Annotated in this window: 21 protein-coding genes and 1 pseudogene; 12 read left to right on the top strand and 10 right to left on the bottom strand. The window is 66.6% G+C overall.

The window, feature by feature from the left end; genetic code table 11:
* Positions 1–66 precede the first annotated feature (66 nt).
* Positions 67–1017, bottom strand: a complete 951-nt coding sequence (locus SAHL_RS09150) for an IS481 family transposase (RefSeq protein WP_123591112.1) — start codon at positions 1015–1017, stop codon at positions 67–69.
* Between the two features lie 606 nt (positions 1018–1623).
* A complete protein-coding gene (gene speA, locus SAHL_RS09145; RefSeq protein ID WP_123591111.1) occupies positions 1624–3462 on the bottom strand; it encodes an arginine decarboxylase in 1839 nt (612 codons plus the stop codon).
* A gap of 58 nt (positions 3463–3520) precedes the next feature.
* On the opposite strand from speA, the gene speE reads away from it, so the two are divergent.
* Positions 3521–4366: a polyamine aminopropyltransferase gene (gene speE / locus SAHL_RS09140; RefSeq protein WP_123591110.1), complete on the top strand. Its 846-nt coding sequence runs from the start codon at positions 3521–3523 to the stop codon at positions 4364–4366.
* On the opposite strand, the gene SAHL_RS09135 is transcribed toward speE, so the two are convergent.
* Entirely contained in the window at positions 4363–5400 is a 1038-nt protein-coding gene (locus SAHL_RS09135) for a hypothetical protein (protein ID WP_148045529.1), read from the bottom strand. The two genes, speE and SAHL_RS09135, sit on opposite strands and share 4 nt — an antisense overlap.
* Before the next feature lie 199 nt (positions 5401–5599).
* On the opposite strand from SAHL_RS09135, the gene SAHL_RS09130 reads away from it, so the two are divergent.
* From SAHL_RS09130 to SAHL_RS09115, 4 genes are all read left to right on the top strand, one after another.
* The gene (locus tag SAHL_RS09130; RefSeq protein WP_123591108.1) at positions 5600–5797 is read left to right on the top strand and encodes a CsbD family protein; all 198 of its coding nucleotides are present in this window, start codon (positions 5600–5602) and stop codon (positions 5795–5797) included.
* 68 nt (positions 5798–5865) lie between these two features.
* Positions 5866–6801 (top strand): ectoine hydroxylase, encoded by a 936-nt coding sequence (gene thpD / locus SAHL_RS09125; protein WP_184947575.1) that lies wholly within the window; start codon positions 5866–5868, stop codon positions 6799–6801.
* A 69-nt stretch (positions 6802–6870) separates the two neighbouring features.
* Positions 6871–7314: a host attachment protein gene (locus SAHL_RS09120; RefSeq protein WP_123591106.1), complete on the top strand. Its 444-nt coding sequence runs from the start codon at positions 6871–6873 to the stop codon at positions 7312–7314.
* Positions 7315–7479: 165 nt separating this feature from the next.
* The gene (locus SAHL_RS09115; protein ID WP_123591105.1) at positions 7480–7656 is read left to right on the top strand and encodes a DUF1328 domain-containing protein; all 177 of its coding nucleotides are present in this window, start codon (positions 7480–7482) and stop codon (positions 7654–7656) included.
* An 85-nt stretch (positions 7657–7741) separates the two neighbouring features.
* Here the strand turns inward: SAHL_RS09115 and SAHL_RS09110 are convergent, their stop codons facing one another.
* The gene (locus tag SAHL_RS09110) at positions 7742–8374 is read right to left on the bottom strand and encodes a response regulator transcription factor (RefSeq protein ID WP_123591104.1); all 633 of its coding nucleotides are present in this window, start codon (positions 8372–8374) and stop codon (positions 7742–7744) included.
* A 134-nt stretch (positions 8375–8508) separates the two neighbouring features.
* Here SAHL_RS09110 and SAHL_RS09105 point away from each other — a divergent pair, with 134 nt between their 5' ends.
* Complete coding sequence (locus SAHL_RS09105; RefSeq protein ID WP_123591103.1) at positions 8509–9747, top strand: PAS domain-containing sensor histidine kinase; 1239 nt, start codon at positions 8509–8511, stop codon at positions 9745–9747.
* Between the two features lie 214 nt (positions 9748–9961).
* Here SAHL_RS09105 and SAHL_RS09100 read toward each other — a convergent pair whose 3' ends face one another.
* The 3 genes from SAHL_RS09100 to SAHL_RS09090 are packed head-to-tail and all read right to left on the bottom strand — an operon-like array spanning position 9962 to position 12348.
* Positions 9962–10390, bottom strand: a complete 429-nt coding sequence (locus tag SAHL_RS09100) for a hypothetical protein (RefSeq protein WP_123591102.1) — start codon at positions 10388–10390, stop codon at positions 9962–9964.
* 30 nt (positions 10391–10420) lie between these two features.
* A complete protein-coding gene (locus SAHL_RS09095) occupies positions 10421–11137 on the bottom strand; it encodes a glutathione S-transferase family protein (protein ID WP_123591101.1) in 717 nt (238 codons plus the stop codon).
* Complete coding sequence (locus SAHL_RS09090; RefSeq protein WP_123591100.1) at positions 11134–12348, bottom strand: CaiB/BaiF CoA transferase family protein; 1215 nt, start codon at positions 12346–12348, stop codon at positions 11134–11136. Before SAHL_RS09090 ends, SAHL_RS09095 begins: the two co-directional genes overlap by 4 nt.
* A gap of 114 nt (positions 12349–12462) precedes the next feature.
* Here SAHL_RS09090 and purT point away from each other — a divergent pair, with 114 nt between their 5' ends.
* From purT to SAHL_RS09075, 3 genes and pseudogenes are all read left to right on the top strand, one after another.
* Positions 12463–13653, top strand: a complete 1191-nt coding sequence (gene purT, locus SAHL_RS09085) for a formate-dependent phosphoribosylglycinamide formyltransferase (RefSeq protein ID WP_123591099.1) — start codon at positions 12463–12465, stop codon at positions 13651–13653.
* Between the two features lie 147 nt (positions 13654–13800).
* A pseudogene (locus SAHL_RS09080) lies at positions 13801–13983 on the top strand (hypothetical protein); the annotation flags it as partial.
* A 519-nt stretch (positions 13984–14502) separates the two neighbouring features.
* On the top strand, positions 14503–14928 hold the full coding sequence (locus tag SAHL_RS09075) for an OsmC family protein (protein ID WP_123591097.1): 426 nt from the start codon (positions 14503–14505) through the stop codon (positions 14926–14928).
* 95 nt (positions 14929–15023) lie between these two features.
* Here the strand turns inward: SAHL_RS09075 and SAHL_RS17520 are convergent, their stop codons facing one another.
* Positions 15024–15344 (bottom strand): hypothetical protein, encoded by a 321-nt coding sequence (locus SAHL_RS17520; RefSeq protein WP_148045528.1) that lies wholly within the window; start codon positions 15342–15344, stop codon positions 15024–15026.
* A gap of 70 nt (positions 15345–15414) precedes the next feature.
* Between SAHL_RS17520 and SAHL_RS09070 the strand changes: the two genes are divergently transcribed.
* The gene (locus tag SAHL_RS09070) at positions 15415–15909 is read left to right on the top strand and encodes an FKBP-type peptidyl-prolyl cis-trans isomerase (protein WP_123591096.1); all 495 of its coding nucleotides are present in this window, start codon (positions 15415–15417) and stop codon (positions 15907–15909) included.
* Between the two features lie 42 nt (positions 15910–15951).
* Positions 15952–16641, top strand: coding sequence for an SDR family oxidoreductase (locus SAHL_RS09065; protein WP_123591095.1), 690 nt, complete (start codon positions 15952–15954; stop codon positions 16639–16641).
* A gap of 48 nt (positions 16642–16689) precedes the next feature.
* On the opposite strand, the gene SAHL_RS09060 is transcribed toward SAHL_RS09065, so the two are convergent.
* Positions 16690–17736, bottom strand: coding sequence for an SH3 domain-containing protein (locus SAHL_RS09060; protein ID WP_184947573.1), 1047 nt, complete (start codon positions 17734–17736; stop codon positions 16690–16692).
* A gap of 686 nt (positions 17737–18422) precedes the next feature.
* Between SAHL_RS09060 and SAHL_RS09055 the strand changes: the two genes are divergently transcribed.
* Positions 18423–19751 carry a M23 family metallopeptidase gene (locus SAHL_RS09055; protein WP_184947570.1) on the top strand — a complete coding sequence of 443 codons (1329 nt, stop codon included), beginning with the start codon at positions 18423–18425 and terminating at the stop codon, positions 19749–19751.
* Positions 19752–20284: 533 nt separating this feature from the next.
* Here SAHL_RS09055 and SAHL_RS09050 read toward each other — a convergent pair.
* The gene (locus SAHL_RS09050) at positions 20285–21946 is read right to left on the bottom strand and encodes a BCCT family transporter (protein ID WP_123591116.1); all 1662 of its coding nucleotides are present in this window, start codon (positions 21944–21946) and stop codon (positions 20285–20287) included.
* Between the last annotated feature and the right edge of the window lie 272 nt (positions 21947–22218).

Genomic DNA, 22218 nt, shown 5'->3' with positions numbered 1-22218 from the left:
AACCGCACGCGGTGGGCGATTAGCCGCCCAAGCCGCGGTCATCGCTGGCTTGATGCAATATCCGGGCTAGGTGTTTAGTCCCGGCATTTGATGGAGTGGATCGAGCCTGAATCTCTGCGGCTCGTTTGTCCAGCATTGGCAGATGTTTTCGTAGGGGGTGAGGCCGCGTAGCGTCTTCAGACGCCGGGCGAAGTTATAAGTGTCGATAAAGTCGGCAAGGTGCTGGCGAAGCTGACTGTGAGCTTCGTAGTAGAAGCGCTTGACGGTCGCTTCTTTGATAGTCCGATTCATGCGTTCGACCTGGCCGTTGGTCCAAGGGTGCTTGACCTGGGTTAGCCGATGTTCGATGGCGTTTTCCCGACAAACTCGATCGAAGATATGCGCTGACGCGTAGCGATCCTGTGGGCGGTTCGTGAACCGGATCCCGTTGTCCGTAAGAATCGTATGAATGGCATAGGGCACGGCGGCCACGAGGTGACGCAGGAACTGGGCGGCGCCCCTCTTGCCGGCTTTCTCGTGGAGTTCGGCATAAGCGAACTTCGAGGTCCGATCAATGGCGGCAAAGAGATAGAGCCTGCCCTCGGCCGTACGCAGTTCGGCGATGTCGATGTGAAAATAGCCAATCGGATAGGCCTTGAACTTGCGTTTCGCAGGCTTGTCGCCTTTTATATCGGGCAGGCGGCTGATGCCGTGGCGCTGCAGACAGCGATGTAACGACGAGCGGCTCAAATGCGGCAGCGTCGGCTGTAGCGCATACAAGCAGTCGTCTAACGGCAGCAGTGTATGCCGACGAAAGGCCACAATCACCGCCTCGTCCTCGACTGACAGAACTGTCGACTTCGGGTGCCTCGGCCCCGTTTTTAAGTCGACCGTGGCTGTCCGGTTTTTCCACTTCGCGACGGTCTTTTGATTGATGCCGTAGCGCTTTGAAAGCGCTCTCAGGCTCTCTTGACTATTTTGTATTGCTCGACGGACTGCCGCTGTCGTTGTGGCGCTGCCGTGTAAAACCTGGCCCATAGTGCATCTCTCCAATCCCGGGAAAATAATGCACCATCAAAGTCCGGGATCAAACAGCTAGAGCGTGTCAACACTTCATGCGAATACCGCGTTGGAAACCGCACATCGCGCTCTGCAAGACGCGAGTCGCCGATCGTGGCGCGCCCACGCTCAAGACGGCCAACGCCGCAGGGCACGATTTGAGGCCCAACCCTGCGGGACAAGCGCCCATGAAGTTAAAAAGATGCGGCAAGCCAGCGTTGTTGCAGCCGAGCGCAGAGTGACTGCGCGGCGCGCACGATGCGTCGTCTTGCCGCCCATGATCAATTTTCAGGAAGCGCCTGGCGCGGGCTCGTATGCAGTATTAGCAGGCCCTGGCACCCGTCGCTTGAAGGCCGGCCCGGGCGTCAAGGCAAGGCACGGCGTCACCGCTGGGCCTCCGGTGGACAGCCCACCACCCCGCCGGTGATGGCCCATCGACTCACTGGTCGCACGAGACCAACCGACACAGCCTATTGGCGACGGCAGGCCGCGGGCCGTGGCCGCCGTGCGCGCAGCCCCGACATGACGCGCCGTGCCGAATCCAGGAAAGGGTAGCGCCGGGCGCTGGCGACGCATAGACGGCCGCTAGCCGTCGAGCAGGTAGGTATAGCCGGCCAGGCCGGCCTCGAGCAGGGCTTCGGTCTCGCGGCGGGCCTCGGCGCCGAGACCGGCCGCCGCGAGCTTGCGGCGATAGGCCACGCGCAGGGCCTCCGGTTCGAAATGCACATAGCGCAGCAGCTCGTCGGCGCGATCGCCCTGCTCGGCCCCGGCCAGGCGCCAGCCTTCGCCGTCGATCTCGACGTTGACCACATCAGTGTCGCCGAACAGATTGTGCATGTCGCCGAGATTCTCCTGGTACGCCCCGACCAGGAAGATGCCGAGGCGATACGGCGTGCCCGGATCGAGGGCGTGCAGCGGCAGACTCGCGTCGAGGCCGTCGTCGTCGACGTAGCGATCCATGCGGCCGTCCGAGTCGCAGGTGAGATCGCACAGCCGGGCACGCTCGGTCGGGCGCTCGTCCAGGCGCGACAGCGGCATCACCGGAAAGACCTGGTCCAGCGCCCACACGTCGGGCACCGACTGGAACACCGAGAAGTTGACGAAGTACTTGCTGGCGAGCTTGTCGCGGGCGGCGGTCACCGCGGCCCGGTCGTCCGCGCCCGCGGGCTCGATCGCGGCGATCGCGCGGTGAACGGCGACGGCCTCGCGCTCGGCCGCGGCGCGCTCGACGAGTCCGATCTCGCCAGCGGTGAAGCGGCGCTGCGTATCGGCCAGCCGCGCCTGGACGCGATCGAGCCGGGCGCTCGGCGACAGGCTGTCGTCGAGCGTGGCCGCGGCCGCCGCGAGCGGCGATTCGCTGTCGATGACCTGGGTGAGCAGCACAGCGTGATGGGCGGTCAGCGCCCGCCCCGATTCGCTGATCAGATCCGGCTGCGGCAGGCCGGCGTCACCACAGACCCGGGCCAGCGCCCCGACCACCAGTTCGGCGTAGTCGGGCACGCCGTAGTTCATCGAACAGAACGAACGCGCACCGCGGCCTTCGTAGTCCACCGCCAGGCCGCCGCCGACGTCCACGCAGTCCACCGGCGCGCCGAGTTCGCGCAGGGCGCGATAGAGATGCGCGGTCTCCTCCATGGCGCGGGCCAGCGCCGCATGGTCGGCGACCTGGGAGCCGACGTGCACATGCAGCATGCGCACGCAGTCGGCATAGCCCAGTGCCGCAAGCTGGTCGATGGCGGCGACGACCTGATCGGCGGTCAGGCCGAACTTGGATTTCTCGCCGCCGGTGTTCTGCCAGTGGCCGGCGGCGACGCTGGCCAGGCGCACGCGCAGGCCCAGCCGGGGGCGCACGCCCAGCGTATCGGCGAGCGCGGCGATCGGTGCCAGTTCCGACGGCTTCTCGACCACGATGTAGACGCGGTGGCCGAGTTGCTGGCCGGCCAGGGCCAGACGCAGGAACGCCCGGTCCTTGTACCCGTTGCAGACGATCGTGCTGCCCGGCTCGGCCAGTGCGAGCACGGCCATGAGCTCGGGCTTGCTGCCGGCCTCGAGGCCGGCACGGGAGCCGCCGGCGGCGACCAGGTGCTCGACCACGGCCCGCTGCTGGTTGACCTTGACCGGGTAGACCACGGTGTAGCGGCCGGCGTAGGCGTGGCGCTCGCAGGCCGCGGCGAAGGCGTCGCAGAGCCGGTTGATGCGATCGCCCAGGATGTCGGTGAAGCGCACGAGCACCGGCAGCCGCAGCCCGGCCTGCTGGATCTCGTCGGTCAGCGCATCGAGATCGATCGCGGGTGCGCCGGGGCGGGGCCGGGCCTCGAGCGTGCCGGCCGCGCCGATATCGAAATAGCCCTCGCTCCACGTGGCCACGCGGTACAGGGCGCGGGCATCGTCGAGGCACCAGGCCGGGTCATGAGAGCGGTCCATCTTTTATACTGCGCGTCCTGGGTTCGACAGACGCCGTCTACGGCGGGACGACACGCGCATGGTACTGGATCGCCACTGGTATACCGAAACCAGCGACACGCTGGGCATGGGCCTGGCCCTCAGGCTGCGGCAGACGCTGCACGAGGAAACCTCGCCCTACCAGACGATCGCGGTCCACGAGACCGAGACCTTTGGCCGGCTGCTGACGATCGACGGACTGGTGATGCTCACCGACCGCGACAATTTCATCTATCACGAGATGATGACCCACCCGGCGCTGTTCGCCCACGGCGCGGCAAAGCGTGTCGTCATCATCGGCGGCGGCGACTGCGGCACCCTGCGTGAAGTGCTCAAGCACGACAGCGTCGAGCGCGCCACGCAGATCGAGATCGACGAACGCGTGACCCGGGTGGCGGAACAGTATTTCCCGGCCCTGTGCGAATCCAACGACGATCCGCGCGCGACCCTCGCCTTTGAGGACGGGGTCGCCTGGATGCAGAACGCGCCGGACGCCTCGGTGGACCTGATCATCATCGACAGCACGGACCCGATCGGCCCCGCCGAGGGCCTGTTCAACGAAGCCTTCTATCGCCAGTGTCACCGCGTGCTCGCCGGCGGCGGCCTGCTGGTGCAGCAGAGCGAGTCGCCGCTGGTGCACGGCGAGCTGATCGGCTCGATGCACGCCGGCCTTGCAGGCGCGGGCTTCGCCGACACGCACCTGCTGGGGTTCCCGCAGCCGACCTATCCCACCGGCTGGTGGTCGGCCACGCTGGCCGCCCGCGACCCGGGCGCGCTACGCGCCCCCGAATCCGCGCCGGCCTTCGAGACGTTCTATTACACGCCGGCCGTCCACACCGCCGCCTTCGCGCAGCCGGCCTTCATGGCCCGGATCCTCGGCGGCTAGCCGCCGGCCGCCAGCGCCTGTTCGCAGGCGTCCGATCCGTAGAAGGCGGCCAGCCGGCGGCGGATGAAGGCCTCCAGCAGTCCGGTCTCGGCCAGGCCCTCGATGACGTCGGGGGCCAGCGTGGCGGCCTCGCGGCGCAGCAGCTCGCGGTCGATGCCCACGTGCCCCAGCAGTTCGGCGATCGAGGCGTCGCCGTAATGCGCGAAGTACGAACGCACGCCGGCATCCACGAGCTGGCCGACGTATTCGGTCTGACGCAGTTCCTGCCAGATGCGCAGCCCGTAGTCGACGAGCGTCTGCAGCTCATGGGTATCGATCACCTCGCCGGGGGCCAGCGGCCGATCGTGAATCTCTTGCCAGATCTCGTCGGCGATGGCGCGGATGCGCTCGGCGTCGAGCGATTCGATCATGCGCTGCTGGCTGCGCGCCAGCGTCTTCATGGTGTTGTTCTCGATATAGGCGCGCACGCGCTTTTCGACCTGCTCCTCCAGCCCCGGCATGCGCCGGCCGATCGCACTCGTCGAGCCCTTGATCAGTGACGACACCCCGGGGATCGACTTGATCGCGCCGGTGTCGGAGAAAATATAGTCCTTGATGCCCTGGTACAGGACATCGGAGGCCAGCGCCGAGTAGACCGGGCTGTCGAGGGCACGCTCGATCAGGCGGGCGCGCAGCTCTTCGAGTTCGATGAACAGCGCCACACCGTCGTCGAACAGGCTCTGGTCGATCACGTCCTGCACCCGCGTGCGGCGATTGACGTCGAGCCGGATCAGATCGTCCACGATCGTGCCGATGACCGCGGCCAGACGATCCGGCAGCGGCATGTCCAGCGCCAGCCGCTCGGCCGTCGCGGCCACGGTGTCGGCGTCGATCACGTCGGTGAGCGCGGTCGCCTGCGCCCAGCGCCAGAAGGCATCGACCTCCGCCTCCAACGCCTGCGGCGCCGCGGCGCCGCGCCACTGCGACAGCTCGAAGGCCACGTGCGCCTCGAAAAGCGCCTGCGCGGCCGAACTCATCTGCTGAGACTGTGTCATGGGCCAATGAAACGGTTGGGTGGAACCGCGAGCTTACGCGTTCAACCCGGTCTCCCGCGAGTGGCCCCGTCGCGGCCTGCCCGGGCGACGCAACGACGCGATAAAACACGGAAGGTGCTTACGTAAAAGCCCGGATTGAGCGGTCTTCGCCACGCGCATAGCTTACAGCCACACACACGGCGAACAGCAAGGAGCCGTCATGAACGAAGACCAGTTCGAAGGCAAGTGGGACCGCATGAAGGGCAAGGTCCGCGAGCACTGGGGCCGCCTGACCGACGACGACGTCGAGGAAGTGCAGGGCCGGCGCCAAAACCTGCTCGCCAAGATTCAGGAAAAGTACGGCGACACGAAGGAAGCGGCCGACGAGAAACTGCGCGAGTTCGAGCGCCGCTTCTGAGACCGCGCCCGCGCGCCAGCCGCGCGGCGCCCCGTGACGCCTCCGACGATGGAAAGAGGATGAACGCTATGCAACAGGACGACTACATCACCCGCACAGCGCAGCCCGAGCCGCGCTACATGCGTCGCGACCCGGTGGTCCACTCGCCGTCGGACAGCCGCTGGAACGGCCCGCTCGGCGAGGTCGCGCTGTCGAGCTTCGAGCGTGACGGCTTTCTCTGGTTCGAGGGCTTCTTCTCCCAGGAACGCATGGCGCCGTTCTTCGAGGAGCTCGAGGACATGAGCCGCGACGAAAATCTGCTCAAGCAGGACGGCGTGGTGCGCGATCCGAAATCGGGCGCCGTGCGTTCGGTGTTCGACATGCACCGCATCTCGAGCCGCTTCGCCGAACTCACGCGCGATCCGCGCATTCTCGGCATGGTGCGCCAGCTGCTCGGCGGCGACGTCTATATCCACCAGTCGCGCATCAACGACAAGTACGGTTTCCAGGGTGCCGGCTTCGACTGGCATTCGGACTTCGAGACCTGGCACGCCGAGGACGGCATGCCGCGCATGCGCGCCATCAGCGCGTCGATCATGCTCACCGACAACAACGAGTTCAACGGCCCGCTGATGCTCATTCCGGGCTCGCACCACCAGTTCGTGCCCTGCCAGGGCGCCACGCCGGACGACAACTGGAAGAGCTCGCTCAAGGCGCAGGAGGCCGGCGTCCCGAGCCAGCAGAATCTGCAGGACCTGGTCAATCGCGGCGGCATCGCCGCGCCCAAGGGCCCCGCGGGCTCGCTGCTGCTGTTCGAGTGCAACGTGCAGCATGCGTCGAACTCGAACATGTCGCCCTGGCCGCGCTCGAACCTGTTCTTCGTCTACAACAGCGTCGAGAACGCCCTGGTCGAGCCGTTCGCAGCCGACAATCCGCGGCCGTCGTTCCTCGCCAACCGCGATACGCCGGAACCGCTGCAGATGCACGATCCGTATATCGACACCCCCGTCCGGCGTTCGGCGTAACGCCGGGCCCGGGCCCGGGCGGCGCGAGGCGTCGCGTCGCCCGGTCACTCGTCAAAGCGGAGGCCGACCATGGCCGAACAATGGATACTGGTCGCGGATGCGTCGCGTGCGCGCATCTTCTCGCGTGGCGGCGATCACGGCGCGCTGAAACCCGTGGACACGCTTGAGCATCCCCAGTCGCGGGCCCACGAAGGGGATCTACGTACCGGCGGCAAGGGCACGAGCCACGACCAGGCCGGTGAAGGCGAGCGGCAGTCGGATCCGCAGACCACGACGATGGAAAAACATGCGGACATCTTCGCCCGGCAGATCGCCGAACGGCTGAAGTCCGGCTTCAACGATACCGCCTTCAGGCATCTGGTTCTGGTGGCTGAGCCCGCCTTTCTCGGGCGGCTTCGCGAGCAGATCGACGCCCCGATGAGCCGGTCGGTGGCCCATACCATCGACCGGAACTGGGCGCAGCACGACAGCACTTGGATCGCGAAGCAGCTCGACAAACAGCTGGGGAATTGACGTCGTCGACCACCGGACATGGTGGGCGCCGCCGATTCTCGTTCATAATGCAGTGGCGCGCGGAGACCACGTGACGCCGACGGCTGCCGGGCAGCTCGTCGACCGAGCGCCCTGCCGCGTGCACGCGATCAATGCGTGTGCATCAATTCGAACCGGAGACCGAATATGCTGGGCTGGGCCGTCACTTTCTTCATCATCGCCATCATCGCCGCAATCTTTGGATTCGGCGGCATCGCCTCGGGCGCCGCGGGCATCGCCAAGATACTGTTCTTCATCTTCCTGGTGCTGTTCGTCATCGTCCTGGTGTCCAACGCGGTCCGCGGGCGCGGACCCAAGCTGTAGCGCTGTCGGTCGATACGACGACACCTCGAGAGCGCCGCCGACAACCACTGCCGGCGGCGTTTTTGAATCCGCTCGGAAGCGACCGTCAGGAGGGCGTTTCAGGCATCTCCACGTAGTGCCCCGCAGTGAGCCAGATCCGCACCAGATGCGGCAGCGATTCCGCCCCCAGCTTCTGCATGATGTGCACGCGGTGTGTTTCCACCGTGCGCGCGCTGATGCCGAGCCGGCCGGCGACCTGCTTGTTCGCGAGCCCGTCGACGATCATCTGCAGGACCTGCTTTTCGCGCGGCGTGAGCGTATCGATCAGCGAGGCGTGCTGACGCGCGTCGCGCTGGCCGCGTTCGGCATCGGCGTCGGCGTCGGTCAGCGTGGAGACCTTCTGCAGCAGCAGCTGCGGGTCGAACGGCTTCTCGACGAAATCGACGGCGCCGAGGCGCATGGCCGAAACCGCGTGCTCGACATCGCCGTAGGCACTCATCATGATCACGCTCACGGGCACGCGGCGGGCGATCAGCTCCCGCTGCAGCTCGAGCCCGCTCATGCCCTGCAGGCGCAGATCGACGAGCGCGCAGCCGTCGACTTCCGCGCTATGAGCCAGAAACGCGTCCGCGCTGGAATAGCAGTGCACATCGAAGCCGGATTTGCTCATCAATGATTTCAACGACTCACGCACGCTCGCGTCGTCGTCCACGATATGAACACTGGTACGTGAGCTCATGAGGCGTTCCGGCAATCGATCAATCGGGCGAGCAGGATGCTCTTTTTAGATTAAATGCCCGTCAAAAACAACCCGCGCGCCAACATATTGCGTCGTACACGCCTACGGCGCCCGACATCCAGCACAGGCAAGCCATGAGCAACACGACGTCCGACACGCAGACGGCCGAACCGATCGCAGATCTGGACCAGGCCCGGGAACGCATCCATCAGCTGGAAAAGGATCTGACCGAGGAGCGCGCCCGATGCGAGGCCGCCCAGAACAACGAGCGCTGTTTCCGGGAGCTCGCCGAACACATCCGCGAGGTGTTCTGGATGACCAACCCGGCGGGCGACCAGCTGGTCTACATCAGCCCGGCCTATGAGCATATCTGGGGCCAGACCTGTGAATCCCTATACGAGGATCCGGGCAAACGCCTCGCCTGGGTGCACGACGACGACCGTCAGGAGGTGCTCAAGGCCTTCAAGCGCGATGCCCGCAACGGCGACTACGACAAGGTCTTCCGCATCAACCGCCCCGACGGCGAGATCCGCTGGATACGCGACCGAGCCTGGGTCGTGCACGACGACGATGGCGAAATCTACCGCCTGGCGGGCTTCGCGCTCGACATCACCGATCGAATCGAGGCCAACGATCGCATCAGCCAGCTGCATACGGTCATCGATGCGCGGGAACGCATGAGCGCGTTCGCCGCTCTCGGCACGGGCCTGGCACACGACATCAGCCAGCCTTTGACGGCGGCCCGCAACTACATCGCGGAGGCGCGTCAGAGCGCCGACATGGCCGATGCGACGCCGCTGGCGAGCGCCGACCAGGAGATCGCGCGCGCCGTGGATACGCTGCGCCATCTGCGCGACTTCGCCCGTGAAGGCAAGCCCACGCTCAAGCAACAGCGCCTGGCGCCCTTGATCAACGACATCCACCAGCTGCTCGACCCCGCCCTGCGCAGCCGACAGGTTCGCTACGAAGGCCCACCCGCCAGCGAACTGGACAACATCGAACTGCCGCTGGACCGGATATTCGCCCAGCAGATCCTGCGCAACCTGATCGAGAACGCCACGGACGCCTTCGCGGACGCCCCGAGCGACGAACTCCGCCTTGTACGCGTGCAGGTGACCGGTACGGAAGACACCGTCGACATCGAAGTCTCGGACAACGGCCAGGGCATCGAATCCGACATCGATCCCTTCGAGCCCTTCAACACAACCAAGGAGGACGGGCTGGGTCTGGGGCTGTCGGTGAGCCGCTCACTGGCCCGCAGCCATGGCGGCGATCTGGTGATCGCCGACCGCGGGGGTCAGGACAGCCGGACCCGTTTCGTACTCAGCCTGCCCCGGCAACAGAGCGAGGCGCGAAGCGTCGAGGCGATCTGAACGCGGCGGGCGAAGGACAACGCCCGGCCTGGCGGATCCCGCGATAGCAGCCCTGCGGCTGCACGAGCCGAGCAGAGCCGAAGCGCGCTCCTAAGGCCATTGTGTCGGCCGCCCCGTCGGGTGCAGCCGCCGCGGGATCGAAGACGGATCGTCGACCCACGGCGAGCTCGCGCCGGCGACTCGACCGCGGCGCCGGCACAGCTCGCCCGCGGCGCTAGCGCGGCGGGTGCATCACCCGCATGAACACCGCGAGCCCGAGTCCCCAGGCGCCGTTGACGGCCAGGGCCACGCCGATGCGCGGCAGCGTCAGCCCCTCGACCAGCGCTTCGACGTCCTGGCCGTTCTTGAGCCAGCTCACCAGTGTCAACGCCACCAGACTGGGGAACACGGCACCGAGAATGATCGCGCCGACGTAATAGCCGGCCGCCAGGGCATTGCGGATGAGCAGCCACAGCAGCATGCCCCACAGCCCGCCGAACAGCGCCGCCGAGATCACCGCGGGCACCCCGAACGGCGGCACCGGTGCCATGTTCCAGGGCGTGGCGTCGATCACGCCCTGAAAGTCCAGCAGCCAGACGGTGCCCTGGTGAAAGCTCAGCACGGCGAGAAAACCGGCAATGAATGCCTTGACGAATGCGAACATGAAATCCTCTCGAGTGAATGACGCGCCGGCTCAATCGGCGTCCGGTCGCACGGTATCCGCGGTCTGGTTGAACAGGCGCGCGCGGGCGGCTTCGGATTTCGGCTGACCGCCGCGCATCTCCTTGCCGAGATCGACCCCGCGCTGGACCGCGGGACGGTCCTTGACGCGTGCCCGCCAGGCGGCGACGTTCGGGAAATCGTCCAGCGGCTGTCCCATCGCCTTGGCGATGAGCACCCACGGCCAGTTGATGATGTCGGCCACGCTGTAGCACTCGCCGACCAGCCAGTCGCGGCCGGCCAGACGCCGCTCGAGCACGCCCAGGCAGCGGTGATACTCGCCGCGGTAACGCGACAGCGCGTAGGCGTGGTCGCCGCGGGCGTAGTTGACGAAATGGCTCATCTGGCCGCCCATCGGCCCGAGATTGCCGACCTGCCAGAACAGCCACTCGTCGATCTCCTTGGCCAGCCGCGGCGACGTCGGCATGAATCGGCCGCTCTTCTCCGCGAGATAGCGGAGGATGGCGCCGGACTCGAAGATGGGCAACGGCTCGTCGCCATAGGCCGGGGCCGGATCGTGATCGACGATGGCGGGCATGCGGTTGTTGGGCGAGATCGCCAGGAAGGCGGGCGCGAACTGGTCGCCGGCGTTGATATCCACGGGCACCAGCCGATAGTCCAGCCCGCACTCCTCGAGCATGATCGAGACCTTCCAGCCGTTGGGCGTGGGCCAGTAGTAGAGATCGATCATCGTTCGTCCCGCCCGCTAGAGTCGGCCCCGCCGGCAACGCCGGTCTCGAACAGCTCGGCGATGGCGGCCTCATCGTAGCCGTGCTCGGCGAGCACGGCGGCGGTGTCGGCGCCGAGGGCCGGCGCGCCGCGCGGGTCGGCCGCCGGCATCGCCGAGAAACGCGCGGCCGGCCGCGCCTGGCGCAGGCGCCCGGCCTGGTCGTGCTCGGTTTCGATCAGGATCGCGTTGGCCGCGATCTGTTCGTTGTCAATGAGCTCCGTGCGGGTGAGCACCGGCGCGCAGGGCACGCCGAACTCGGACAGTCGCGCCAGCCAGTGCGCCGCGCTGTCGGTGGCCAGCGCCTCCTGCGTCAGAGCGAGCCGGGCGTCGATGTTGTCCTGGCGATCGGCCGGCGTGGCGAAACGCGGATCGTCGTTCCACTCGGGCTTGTCGAGGGCCGCGATCAGGGCCTGCCACTCGCGATCGGTCTGGACCGCCACGCTGATGTAGCCGGTGGTGGTCTCGTAGATGAGATCGATGAAGCTCGCCGCCCGCGCCTGGTCGAATTCGTCGCCAACAAAGGTCTGGCTGTTCATGTCGGAATGCCAGAGGAAATCGATCACCGCGTCGAGCATCGACACCCGGACGTGCTGGCCGGGCGCGCCGCCGGCCCGTGCGAGCAGCGCCGCCGTGATTGCCTGGGCGGCGACATAGCCCGTGAGCTTGTCCGGCACGATCGTGCGCACGAGCCGCGGGCGGGCCTCGTCCGAGCCGCCCTGGATGCTGGCCAGGCTCGACAACGCCTGGACCAGCGGATCGTAGACCGGATAGCCGGCATAGGGCCCGTTCTCGCCGAAACCGCTGATCGAACAATAGACGATGTCCGGGGCGACGGCGCGGATCGCGTCCTCGCCGATGCCCATGCGCTCGGCCACGCCCGGACGGAAATTCTGGACGAACACGTCGGCGTCGGCACACAGGGCCTTCAGCGCGGCGACGCCGGCCTCGGATTTCAGATCCAGCGCCACCGAGCGCTTGTTGCGGTTGTTGTTGAGATAGCTCGCCGAGAAACCGTGGCGCCGATTGGCGGCCAACCGCGTGTAGTCGCCGACGTCGGGCCGCTCGATCTTGAGTACTTCCGCACCCTGATCGGCGAGCTGCATGGTCGCCAGTGGCCCGGACACCATGGCGGTCGTGTCGACGACGCGAAAACCGGATAGGGGAGCATTCATGCGCGATAGTCTAATGCGGCGCCGGGCATGCGGAAACCTCGGCGAACGGCTTTCGCCGCCCGGGGCGCTCGGCGACAATGCAGTATTCGGATCACCGCGCCCGGACGCCTTCCCATGCACGCCATCGGCACCCCCTGTTCGGACACCGCCACGCGGGTGATGCTGCTCGGCGCCGGCGAGCTCGGCCGCGAGATCGCCATCGAACTGCAGCGGCTGGGCTGCGAGGTGATCGCGATCGATCGCTACGCCAACGCCCCGGCCATGGCCGTCGCGCACCGCTCGCAGGTGCTGGAGATGGACGATCCGGCGGCGCTGCGCGCCGTAGTCGAGGCCGAGGCGCCGGCGCTGATCGTGCCCGAGATCGAGGCGATCGCCACCGAGGCCCTGATCGAACTCGAAGCCGAAGGCCATCGCGTGGTGCCGACGGCCCGGGCGACCCGGCTGACCATGGATCGCGAGGGCATACGCCGCCTGGCCGCCGACGAGCTCGGGTTGCCGACATCGCCCTTTCGCTTCGCCGAGACCGAGGCCAACTACCGCGCCGCGATCGAGGCGATCGGCCTGCCCTGCGTGGTCAAGCCGGTGATGTCGTCCTCCGGCAAGGGCCAGAGCACGGTGCGCGAGGCGGCTGACATCGACGCGGCCTGGCGCCACTCGCAGTCCGGCGGCCGCGGCAGGCGCGATACGGGCACACGCGTCATTATCGAGGGCTTCGTCGAATTCGATTATGAGATCACGCTGCTGACCGTGGTCCACGCCGGCGGCACGACTTTCTGCGCCCCCATCGGCCATCGTCAGGTCGACGGCGACTATCGCGAGTCCTGGCAACCCCAACCGATGCGTGATGCCGCGCGGGCGGAGGCCGAACGCCAGGCGGGCGCGATCACCGCCGCGCTCGGCGGCCGCGGCCTGTTCGGGGTGGAACTGTTCGTGGCGGGCGACCGCGTCTGGTTCTCCGAGGTCTCGCCGCGGCCGCACGACACCGGCCTGGTCACGCTATCCAGCCAGGATCTGTCCGAATTTGCCCTGCACGCCCGTGCCATCCTCGGGCTGCCGATTCCGACCATCCGCCAGTACGGCCCGTCGGCCTCGGCGGTGATTCTCGGCGACGGCGAAAGCGACCGTCTGCGCTACGCAGGACTCGACCACGCCCTTGCCGCGCCGCAGACCTATCTGCATCTGTTCGGCAAGCCGGCGATATACGGCAGACGACGACTGGGCGTAGCGCTGGCCCGAGACGAGAACCTCGACGAGGCGCGCGATCGTGCCCTTTCGTGCGCGAACAGCGTACGCGTCGAATACTGATTGCGCACAATCAATGAGGGAAAACCCCCATTCATCTTCGGGAAAGCATTTTCTATCCTATACTTTCGTCTAGGTCCGCCATTGGGGGCGCTGCATGGCGTATTCACTCACGGGCCGATTCACCATCGATTCAAAAGGAGAACCGTTATGCACAAGAAACTGACGACGCTGCTGCTGGCCATGATGCTGGGCCTGGGCACCCTGACCCTGGCGGCCTGCAATAACGACGGCCCCGCCGAGGAAGCCGGCGAGAACATCGACGAAGCCGCGGACAATGCCGGCGACAGCATGGAAAATGCGGCCGAGGATACCGAGGAAGGCATGGAGAACGCCGGCGATAACATGCAGGATTCCATGGAAGAGACCGGCGACGAGATGGAAGAGGAAACGGACGAGAACAGCTAAGACGCGTTCTCTAACCTCGTCTCCGGCGTAAGCCGGAAAAAACGAGAGGCCCGTCGCGTGCCGCGCGACGGGCCTTTTTCATGCCCGCAACATCCGTGGCACGAAGCTGGCCACATCGATCACGCCGTAAGAACTCGGCATAGTCCGCACGATCGATGCACCGCAAAAGCACTCCGGGTACGCGCACAGCCTTCAAATGCGCGCGTGACGATCACGGATCACCGAGCCAGCCGATCCCCGAAGCCGGGATGCGGCATCGGCCGACACACACGATCTCTTGGCGCACAGCCGCGGCATATCGACTGGTGGCTTCCGTGTCGCGCCCTGCGGGCGCGACAGCCCTCGCGACGCGCCGGCCCCGGCATTTCGGTTGCACACAATTCGTGTAGCGAATGTGCGACGATCACGAGGCCGATACATCCATTCAACGCAAGGAGGGTAGTCATGCCCGTACGCAAGGCGAATGCCCAATGGCAGGGCGATCTGAAGTCCGGCAAGGGCGACATGAAGCTCCAGAGCGGGGCCTACGAGGGCCAGTTCTCGTTCAAGACCCGCTTCGAGGACGGCAACGGCACCAACCCCGAGGAACTGGTGGGCGCAGCCCATGCCGGCTGCTTCTCCATGCAGTTCTCGGCCATGCTCGCCGAAGCCGGTCACGCACCGGATTCCATCCAGACCGAGGCCAAGGTGCATTTCTCGATCGACGGCACCCCCACGATCGAGAAGATCGAGCTGATCACCCGCGGCCGGGTGCCGGGCATGGACGAGGCCGAGTTCAAGAAAACGGCCGAAGAAGCGAAGAAGGCCTGTCCGGTGTCGCGACTCTACACCGGCGCGGAGATCGTGCTCGACGCCGCGCTGGACAGCTGAGCGCGGTCCCGGCGTCTCGATCCCCCGGGGCCGGGCCCTTGCACGGCCCCGGCGGGATACCGGGCGCGGGCCGGCCGAAGCGACGGCCCGGCCGTCTAGGAATCGCCACGCGGCCCCCGTGCCGCGCCGATGGAGGGCCGGCCGGTCGCATCAAGCCGTTTTCGGCAGGCCCGATTCGATCGATCGCCGACCACCGGCGTATCGATGCTTTGCGAGGCCGACGCTCGCGCGGTCATCGTAGCCGGGTCGGGCGGCAGACGAAGACGCCGGATATCGATATCCAGGATCGGCCCAGGCGTCATCGCGCCCGCCGCTCCCGGCACCCGCGCGCCATAGGCCATCGGCGATCGCCGATCGGCACGAGGGTGCGACATCAGCCCGCGCACCGACGCCCGGCCGCAGAAATTTGCGATCACGGGATTGTTTTTTGAGCGATCGTCGCAAGGTCTCGTCATTCACGCACGACAAAGCGAACGAGAGAACAGCATGCAAGCCAAGCAGGACAACGTCGTCAGCATTCACTATGTACTGCGCGACACCGAAGGCGAAGTCATCGATCAGTCGGCGGAAGGCCAGCCGCTGTCGTATCTGCACGGCCACGGCAACATCGTGCCGGGTCTCGAAGAGGCCATCGAGGGCGCCTCCGAGGGCGAGGAAGTCAAGGCGGTCATCGAACCGGACAACGCCTACGGCCATTATCGCGATGATCTCGTGCAGCAGGTCAGCCGCGATGCCTTCCAGGGCGTGGATGAACTGGCGCCCGGCATGAGCTTTCGCGCCGAATCCAACGCCGGCCCGATGATCGTCACGGTCAAGTCGGTCGACGGCGACGAAGTCACCGTTGACGGCAACCACGTGCTCGCGGGGCAGACGCTCGACTTCACGGTCAACGTCGCCGAGATCCGCGAGGCCACGGCCACCGAGGTCGAGCACGGCCACGTGCACGACGGCGACGGTGAAGGCGACGAAGAGCACGGTTGATCGCCGCCGGCCGCGCCGGCGTCACGTGAACGGAGGGACGACATGACCCAGCCCGTACTGCTGATCACCGGCGCCTCCAGCGGCATCGGTGCGGCGACCGCGCGCCAGGCCGCGGCCGACGGCTATCGACTGGTGCTGGCCGCCCGCTCGACCGATCGGCTGCAGACGCTGGTCGACGAACTGGGCGATGACACCGCCCTGGCGGTGGCCTGCGACGTGACCGACAAGGCGTCACAGCAGGCCATGGTCGACGCGGCGCTCGATCGTTTCGGACGCATGGACGCGGTATTCGCCAACGCCGGCATCGGCGGCCGTCCCGGCGGCTTCAGCGGCGCCGACAGCGACGTCTGGAAGGACATGATCCTGACCAACGTCTACGGCGTCGGCCTGACCATCCAGATCACCGCCGAGGCGCTGAAGGCCAGCCGCGGTCATCTGCTCATCACCGGTTCGGCCGCCGGGCGGGCCACCATTCCCGGGTCGATGTACAGCGCCACCAAGTGGGCCGTCTCGGCGATCGGCTACGGCGTTCGCGAGGAATTCCGCGGCTCGGGCGTGCGTGTCACGCTCATCGAGCCGGGCATGGTCGACACGCCCTTCTTCGACGAACGCCCCGAGCACGCGCTGGCCGACACCGACGTCGCCGAAGCCGTGGCGTTCGCGCTGTCGCGACCGGCGAGTGTGGACGTCAACGAGATTCTCGTTCGGCCGACTCCTGCAGTCGACGACTGAGACAGCACGGGCCGGTTGGGCCGCGGCGGCGGCCCAACCGGCAGGGGTCTAGTCGGCAAGCAGGAAACCGGCGACCCAGCCCGTACGGCCATCCTCGAAGCGCACGCGGCGCCAGTCCGCCTCCTCGGCCAGCACGGTGACGTTCTCGTCGCGCTCGGCCTTGAAGGCGATATCGGCGCCGGTGCTCGGGCCTCGGCGCACGTTGACCACGTCCTGACCGATGTGCATCTGCGGGCCCGCGCGCTTTTCGTCAGCCTCCGGCGCGGCGTCGTCCGCCGGCTCCGATGTCTCGCGATCCGAGGCGGGCGCCGATGTGGCCCGATCCTCCCGCGGCGTCTGTGACGCGTCCGAGCTCACCTCGGATGTCGATTGCGCGGCGTCGCCACCGGGAGCGGCCACCTCGGCCAGCAGAAAGTTGGCGACCCAGCCGACAGCGTTATCGTTTCGGAACAGCACCTGGGTCCAATCCCCGTCCCGGGCCAGCAGCACGACCTCGTCGCTGCCATCGGCCTGACGCAGCACCCGCGCCTGGCGGCTCGGCTCGCTGCGGATGTTGACGTTGTCGCCCTCGATGCGCGAAGCCGGCAGGGCATCGGCGATGTGCGGCAGATTGGCTCGCGCCGATTCGTTACCGGCCTCGGCCGCGCGGGCGGCCCATTTGGCCGCCTGGCCGAGATCCCGCGGTACGCCCTGTCCGCGGACATACATTACCGCCAGATTGTTCTGGGCCGCGGGCTCGCCGTGTTCGGCGGCACGCCGGAACCACTCCGCGGCACGATCAGGGTCGGCCTCGGTACCGTGGCCTTCTTGATACATGATGCCGAGGTTGTGCTCGGCCTTGGCGTATTCCTGCTCGGCCGCGCGGCGATACCACTCCATCGCGGTTTCGTAGTTCCGCTCGACTCCGTAGCCCCCGTCGTAGAGCACGCCCATGTTGTACTGGGCGCTGGCATTGCCCTGCGCCGCCAGCGGCGCCGTGCGTTCGCGGATCTGCTGCGCTTCGTCGTCCGTGGGCGCCTCCTGAGCCAGCGCGGACGCCGCGCCCGTCAGCGCGAGTGCCAGGAGGAAGCCGCGAATCGTTACGGTTGTTGTCATGCACAATTCCGAGTCAGTCGAGCCCGGGGGCGGTGCACGGGCCTGTTCGTCGACGCACGCTCGAGAAAGTTTCGAGCGCACAAACGACCGCCCCGAGGCCGCCGTCCAAATCCTTGCCACAAGGCTGTACAGTAGCTTGGGTGACTTCATGCGTACATGGCCGCGCCTCCGATCGCCCGGAGATCGGAGGCGCCCGTTCAGCCTTCGATCGGACGCTGGTTCTAAGGGGCGATTTCGACCTGCCCACCGAGCCGACGGCAGGCGCAAGCCCGCCCGAAGGCAGCGAAAAGGCCAGTCGGATGCGGCATCGCATCGGCCGGCACGTCATATCTACGTCCCGCTTTAAGGGCGCGCGGGGCAGTGAAAACTTATCTTTTGATCTTGTGGCTCGAACTTTCAGGCATAATCGAGCGCGTCCGACCCGGGCCGTCACGGCACCGCCACAATCGCATTCGCCGGAGGGCATTCGGCGCGCGTCGCTGAATCGGGGCCGCAGGAAACTTTCGCGGCCAAGCCGGGTCTAAGCACGCCGTCGGGCCAGTGCCCGATGCGATGACGCTAGAAATCGAGGCTATTGGATGCGTTGCAGCAGGGGTATGCGTGCCGGTGCAGCCGGCGCGATCGGAATTGTTTTATGCGCGGGGTCGGCCGGCTCGGCGCTCGCAGCCGAGCCAACCGCCGGCACCATGCAGGCCGCCTACAACAATCCCACTCCCGATGGCATGCCCCCGGTCGACCCGCAGACGGTGCGCGAGGCGATCTCGCCGCAGATCACACCCTGGAAGCAGATGAACGTTGAGCGCGGCGACTCACTCGCAGCGCTGTTCGATCGCGCCGGGCTATCGCCCAAGGAATGGATCGCCGTACTGGACATCGGCGAACGCACCGCCCCCCTGGAGCATCTGCAGCCCGGCGATCGAATCCAGATCCGAAAAACCCCCGACGGTCGCCTGTCGGCCCTGCGCTATGATCTCGACGAAGTGGACACCCTGGCCGTGACCCGGGCCGGGGATGCCCTTCAGGCCGAGATCCTGCAGCTTCACAGCGAGACGCGCCGAATAACGGCGACCGGTCGCGTCGAGGGGTCGCTCGCCCAGTCTCTCGCGCAGGCCGATGTGCCGGCCGCGGTGGCCACTCAGCTGGACCACATTTACCACTACCGCGCGGATCTGTCGCGACACATGCACGAGGGCGACCGCTTCAGCGTCATCTACGAAGCCGAATATGCCGACAACGAGCGGGTGGCGACCGGAGACGTGATCGCTGCGAGCATCGTCACCGACGGCGAAGAAATCCAGGCCTTTCGCGCGATCGACGCCGAAGGCGACGCGGCCTACTACGATGCCGACGGACAGCCGTTCCAACCCTCGATCTCGCGACATCCTGTCGCCTACGAGCGCATCAGCTCGCCGTTCGATCCGAATCGACTGCACCCCATCCTGCACGTGCGGCGTCCGCACAATGGTGTCGACATGGCCGCCGACCGCGGCACCCCGATCCACGCCGCCGGCGAAGGCACGATCACCTTCGTCGGCCGCAAGCGCGGCTACGGCCGCTTGGTGCAGATCGACCACTTCGACGGTTTTTCAACGCGCTACGGCCACATGGCACGCTTTGCAAGCAAGCTGCACGACGGTGAACAGGTCGACGAAGGCGACATCATCGGCTATGTCGGCGCGACCGGCGAGGCCACGGGCCCTCATCTTCACTTCGAGATCCGCAAGGATGATGTCCCGCACGATCCGCTGACCATGCCACTGCCGGAAGGCAAACCGCTCTCCAAGACGCGGCTGGCGGCCTTCGACCGGCGCATCCGACCGCTCGCGACTCAACTGGACGCTGTGCCCGGCATGCCGCCTACACTGTTCGCCGCCAACGCCGGCGCGAAGACCCATGCCGACTGCACCAAGGCCAGTGGCGTGAACGCCGCCCTCGCGCTCGCCCCGGCGGATGCGCTGAAGAAACACAGCCTCGGCGACCTGTTCTGCAGGATCAGCAGCGACGACAGCGCCTGATCCACACCGCACCTCGGGCTAGCGCAACGCGCGTGCCGGCCCCGCCCGATACACGTGCGGCGCGCCGGATGTAGCAACCGCCCGACGACGATACATCGCCTCGTCCGAGGACGCGCCGATGCCCGACGCGCTTGGCTCGGGCATCCGCCCCGGTCGCACCCCGTCGCCGCGGGCGCCGGAGATACTCGGCTCCATTCTGAAAGCCACTCGTAGTTCGCCTGTGTGCCGCCGCACAGCCAAAGCACGTCGCCGGCACCCATCGCTCCGGCGTGGTTCTCACGGGCACAGCGCATCCCGCGTCATTGGCTTGCTTGCCGACGCGCAGCGCAGCGGCGGTGGCATCGGCGCCACAACGGCTCGATCACAAAACGCCGGCGGACGACCATCGGCCGGCGGTGCATCCGAGTTCTCGCCGGCGCTTCCGCATGCGCCGGATAAACCGCGACGGCAGGCCCGCGAGACGAGGCCTCGCCGTCAGGAGCCGGCGGCCCCGCAACGGCAGGGCCCCGTGTATCCGGTGCGTGTCGCCGCGGCTAGCGCGGCTGGCGCTCCTGTGCGCGACCGCCCTCGTCGTCGGCGTCTTCAGCGTCGATCTCGTCCCAGACATCGTTGAGGATGTCCCGGGCCTCGAAGGCATCGGCACCTACCGGCATTTCGTGATGCTTCTCGTAGAGGTCGAGCAGCATGCGGCGCCGGTCGTGTCGAAGCTCGCCGGCCAGCACGAAGACCATGAAGTAGAGAATGACCAGAAACGGCAGCGCCGCCAGCAGCGAGGCTGTCTGCAACCCCTTGAGGCCGCCGGCCATGATTAGGGTGAGGCAGATCGCCGAGATCAGCAGCCCCCAGGACAGACGCTTGTAGAGCGGCGGCTCCAGCGAGCCCTCGTCGGTCATCTGGGCGACGATGTAGGAGGCCGAGTCGGCCGAGGTCACCAGGAACACGAAGATCAGGCACATGGCGAGAACCGACAGCACCATGCTGAACGGCATCATGTCGAAGAAGGTGAACAGCGCGGAGGTAATGTTCTCGTCGACCGCCCCGGTGAGCGTGCCGCCGGCATCGCCGAACAGCTCCATGTGAAGCGCCGCACCACCGAACACGCCGATGAACCCGCAGGCCAGCAGCGGCGGCACGATGAGCACGCCCATGACGTATTCGCGAATCGTGCGGCCCTTCGAGATCCGCGCGACGAAGGTGCCCACGAACGGCGACCACGCGATCACCCAGGCCCAGTAGAACACGGTCCAGCTGGTGATCCAGTCCTCGCCCGTCTCCCGGAACGGGTTCATGCGCAGACTCATCGTGACGAAGTTCGCGATGTAGTCACCGAGGCCCACCACGATGGTGTTGAGGATGAACAGCGTGGGCCCAGTGAACAGCACCCACCCCATCAGCCCGAGGCACAGCGCCAGGTTGATGTTCGACAGCCACTGGATGCCCTTGTCCAGACCGGAATAGCTCGAGAGCGTGTAGCAGGCGCACATCACGCCCAGGATGATGAACTTCCAAAGCGTGGTGTCGGGGATGCCGAACACCTGATTGAGCCCGCCGTTGATCTGCAGCACGCCCAGCCCGAGCGAGGTCGCGACGCCCATCACCGTGGCGACGACCGCGAAGATGTTCAGGGCGTCGCTCGTGGGCTGGCGCGCGGGCGCCGGCAGTTTGTCGGTCACCGGCTCCATCACCGTCGAGACCAGCCCGGACCTGCGTTTCCGGAACTGGAAGTAGGCGATGATCAGACCAACGATCGAGAACCCCGCCCACTGGCTGATGCCCCAGTGGAAGAAACTGTACTGAATCGCGTAGCGCGCGGATTCCGGCGTCGGCCCCGGCATGTCGTCGTAGGGCGGCTTGAGGTAGTGCAGCACCGGCTCGGCCAGGCCGTAGAACACGAGCCCGACGCCGAAACCCGCCGCCAGCAGCATGCTCACCCACGAGAAGAAGGTGTACTCGGGTTCGCTGTAGGGCGCGCCGAGCCGGATCTTGCCGTAGCGACTGAACGCCAGGCCGATCAGGAAGACGACGAACCCGAATACGGAGATCAGATAGAGCCAACCGAAATAGTGCGAGGCGGTGGTCAGCGCCGTGTCCGCCGCCTTGCCGAAGGCGTCCGGCATGGACGCACCGACGATGACGAGCAGGAGGACGATCAGTGCGGAGCCAATATAAACACGCTGGCTGCGTGATGGAGTGATGCTCAAGAATTTCCCCGGCGATGCTTTTGAAGCGATGTGAGCGAGCGATGACGTGCAGTTGCGTGGCTGCCCCTTCAGCCGGCCGCACGATCGTCATTTCCATTACTAGCACTTTGATCCGGGCCCCGCAAACCTCGTCATGGCGCGGCTTTCCCGATATCCCGGTCCGAGGCGGTGTGGGATCGCTGCCATGCACAACAGTAACGCTACGCCGGAACGGATCGATCGCCAGCTGGGCGAATGAACACGAGCCGTGCGAACGCACAACGGAC

The organism is Salinisphaera orenii subsp. halophila YIM 95161, assembly GCF_003732545.1.
GTDB lineage: Bacteria > Pseudomonadota > Gammaproteobacteria > Nevskiales > Salinisphaeraceae > Salinisphaera > Salinisphaera orenii_A.
The sequence above is the reverse complement of the archived record's forward strand: the minus strand, read 5'-3'. Positions and strand labels throughout refer to the sequence as shown.

What these genes read in the sequence shown, in the direction of transcription:
- SAHL_RS09100 (WP_123591102.1), bottom strand. Translation starts at nt 10,390, where the DNA reads ATGTTCGCATTCGTCAAGGCATTCATTGCCGGTTTTCTCGCCGTGCTG.
- SAHL_RS09095 (WP_123591101.1), bottom strand. Translation starts at nt 11,137, where the DNA reads ATGATCGATCTCTACTACTGGCCCACGCCCAACGGCTGGAAGGTCTCG.
- purT (WP_123591099.1), top strand. Translation starts at nt 12,463, where the DNA reads ATGCACGCCATCGGCACCCCCTGTTCGGACACCGCCACGCGGGTGATG.
- speA (WP_123591111.1), bottom strand. Translation starts at nt 3,462, where the DNA reads ATGGACCGCTCTCATGACCCGGCCTGGTGCCTCGACGATGCCCGCGCC.
- SAHL_RS09115 (WP_123591105.1), top strand. Translation starts at nt 7,480, where the DNA reads ATGCTGGGCTGGGCCGTCACTTTCTTCATCATCGCCATCATCGCCGCA.
- SAHL_RS09150 (WP_123591112.1), bottom strand. Translation starts at nt 1,017, where the DNA reads ATGGGCCAGGTTTTACACGGCAGCGCCACAACGACAGCGGCAGTCCGT.
- SAHL_RS09130 (WP_123591108.1), top strand. Translation starts at nt 5,600, where the DNA reads ATGAACGAAGACCAGTTCGAAGGCAAGTGGGACCGCATGAAGGGCAAG.
- speE (WP_123591110.1), top strand. Translation starts at nt 3,521, where the DNA reads ATGGTACTGGATCGCCACTGGTATACCGAAACCAGCGACACGCTGGGC.
- SAHL_RS09090 (WP_123591100.1), bottom strand. Translation starts at nt 12,348, where the DNA reads ATGAATGCTCCCCTATCCGGTTTTCGCGTCGTCGACACGACCGCCATG.
- SAHL_RS09060 (WP_184947573.1), bottom strand. Translation starts at nt 17,736, where the DNA reads ATGACAACAACCGTAACGATTCGCGGCTTCCTCCTGGCACTCGCGCTG.
- SAHL_RS09055 (WP_184947570.1), top strand. Translation starts at nt 18,423, where the DNA reads ATGCAGGCCGCCTACAACAATCCCACTCCCGATGGCATGCCCCCGGTC.
- thpD (WP_184947575.1), top strand. Translation starts at nt 5,866, where the DNA reads ATGCAACAGGACGACTACATCACCCGCACAGCGCAGCCCGAGCCGCGC.
- SAHL_RS09110 (WP_123591104.1), bottom strand. Translation starts at nt 8,374, where the DNA reads ATGAGCTCACGTACCAGTGTTCATATCGTGGACGACGACGCGAGCGTG.
- SAHL_RS09135 (WP_148045529.1), bottom strand. Translation starts at nt 5,400, where the DNA reads ATGACACAGTCTCAGCAGATGAGTTCGGCCGCGCAGGCGCTTTTCGAG.
- SAHL_RS09120 (WP_123591106.1), top strand. Translation starts at nt 6,871, where the DNA reads ATGGCCGAACAATGGATACTGGTCGCGGATGCGTCGCGTGCGCGCATC.
- SAHL_RS09105 (WP_123591103.1), top strand. Translation starts at nt 8,509, where the DNA reads ATGAGCAACACGACGTCCGACACGCAGACGGCCGAACCGATCGCAGAT.
- SAHL_RS09070 (WP_123591096.1), top strand. Translation starts at nt 15,415, where the DNA reads ATGCAAGCCAAGCAGGACAACGTCGTCAGCATTCACTATGTACTGCGC.
- SAHL_RS09075 (WP_123591097.1), top strand. Translation starts at nt 14,503, where the DNA reads ATGCCCGTACGCAAGGCGAATGCCCAATGGCAGGGCGATCTGAAGTCC.
- SAHL_RS09065 (WP_123591095.1), top strand. Translation starts at nt 15,952, where the DNA reads ATGACCCAGCCCGTACTGCTGATCACCGGCGCCTCCAGCGGCATCGGT.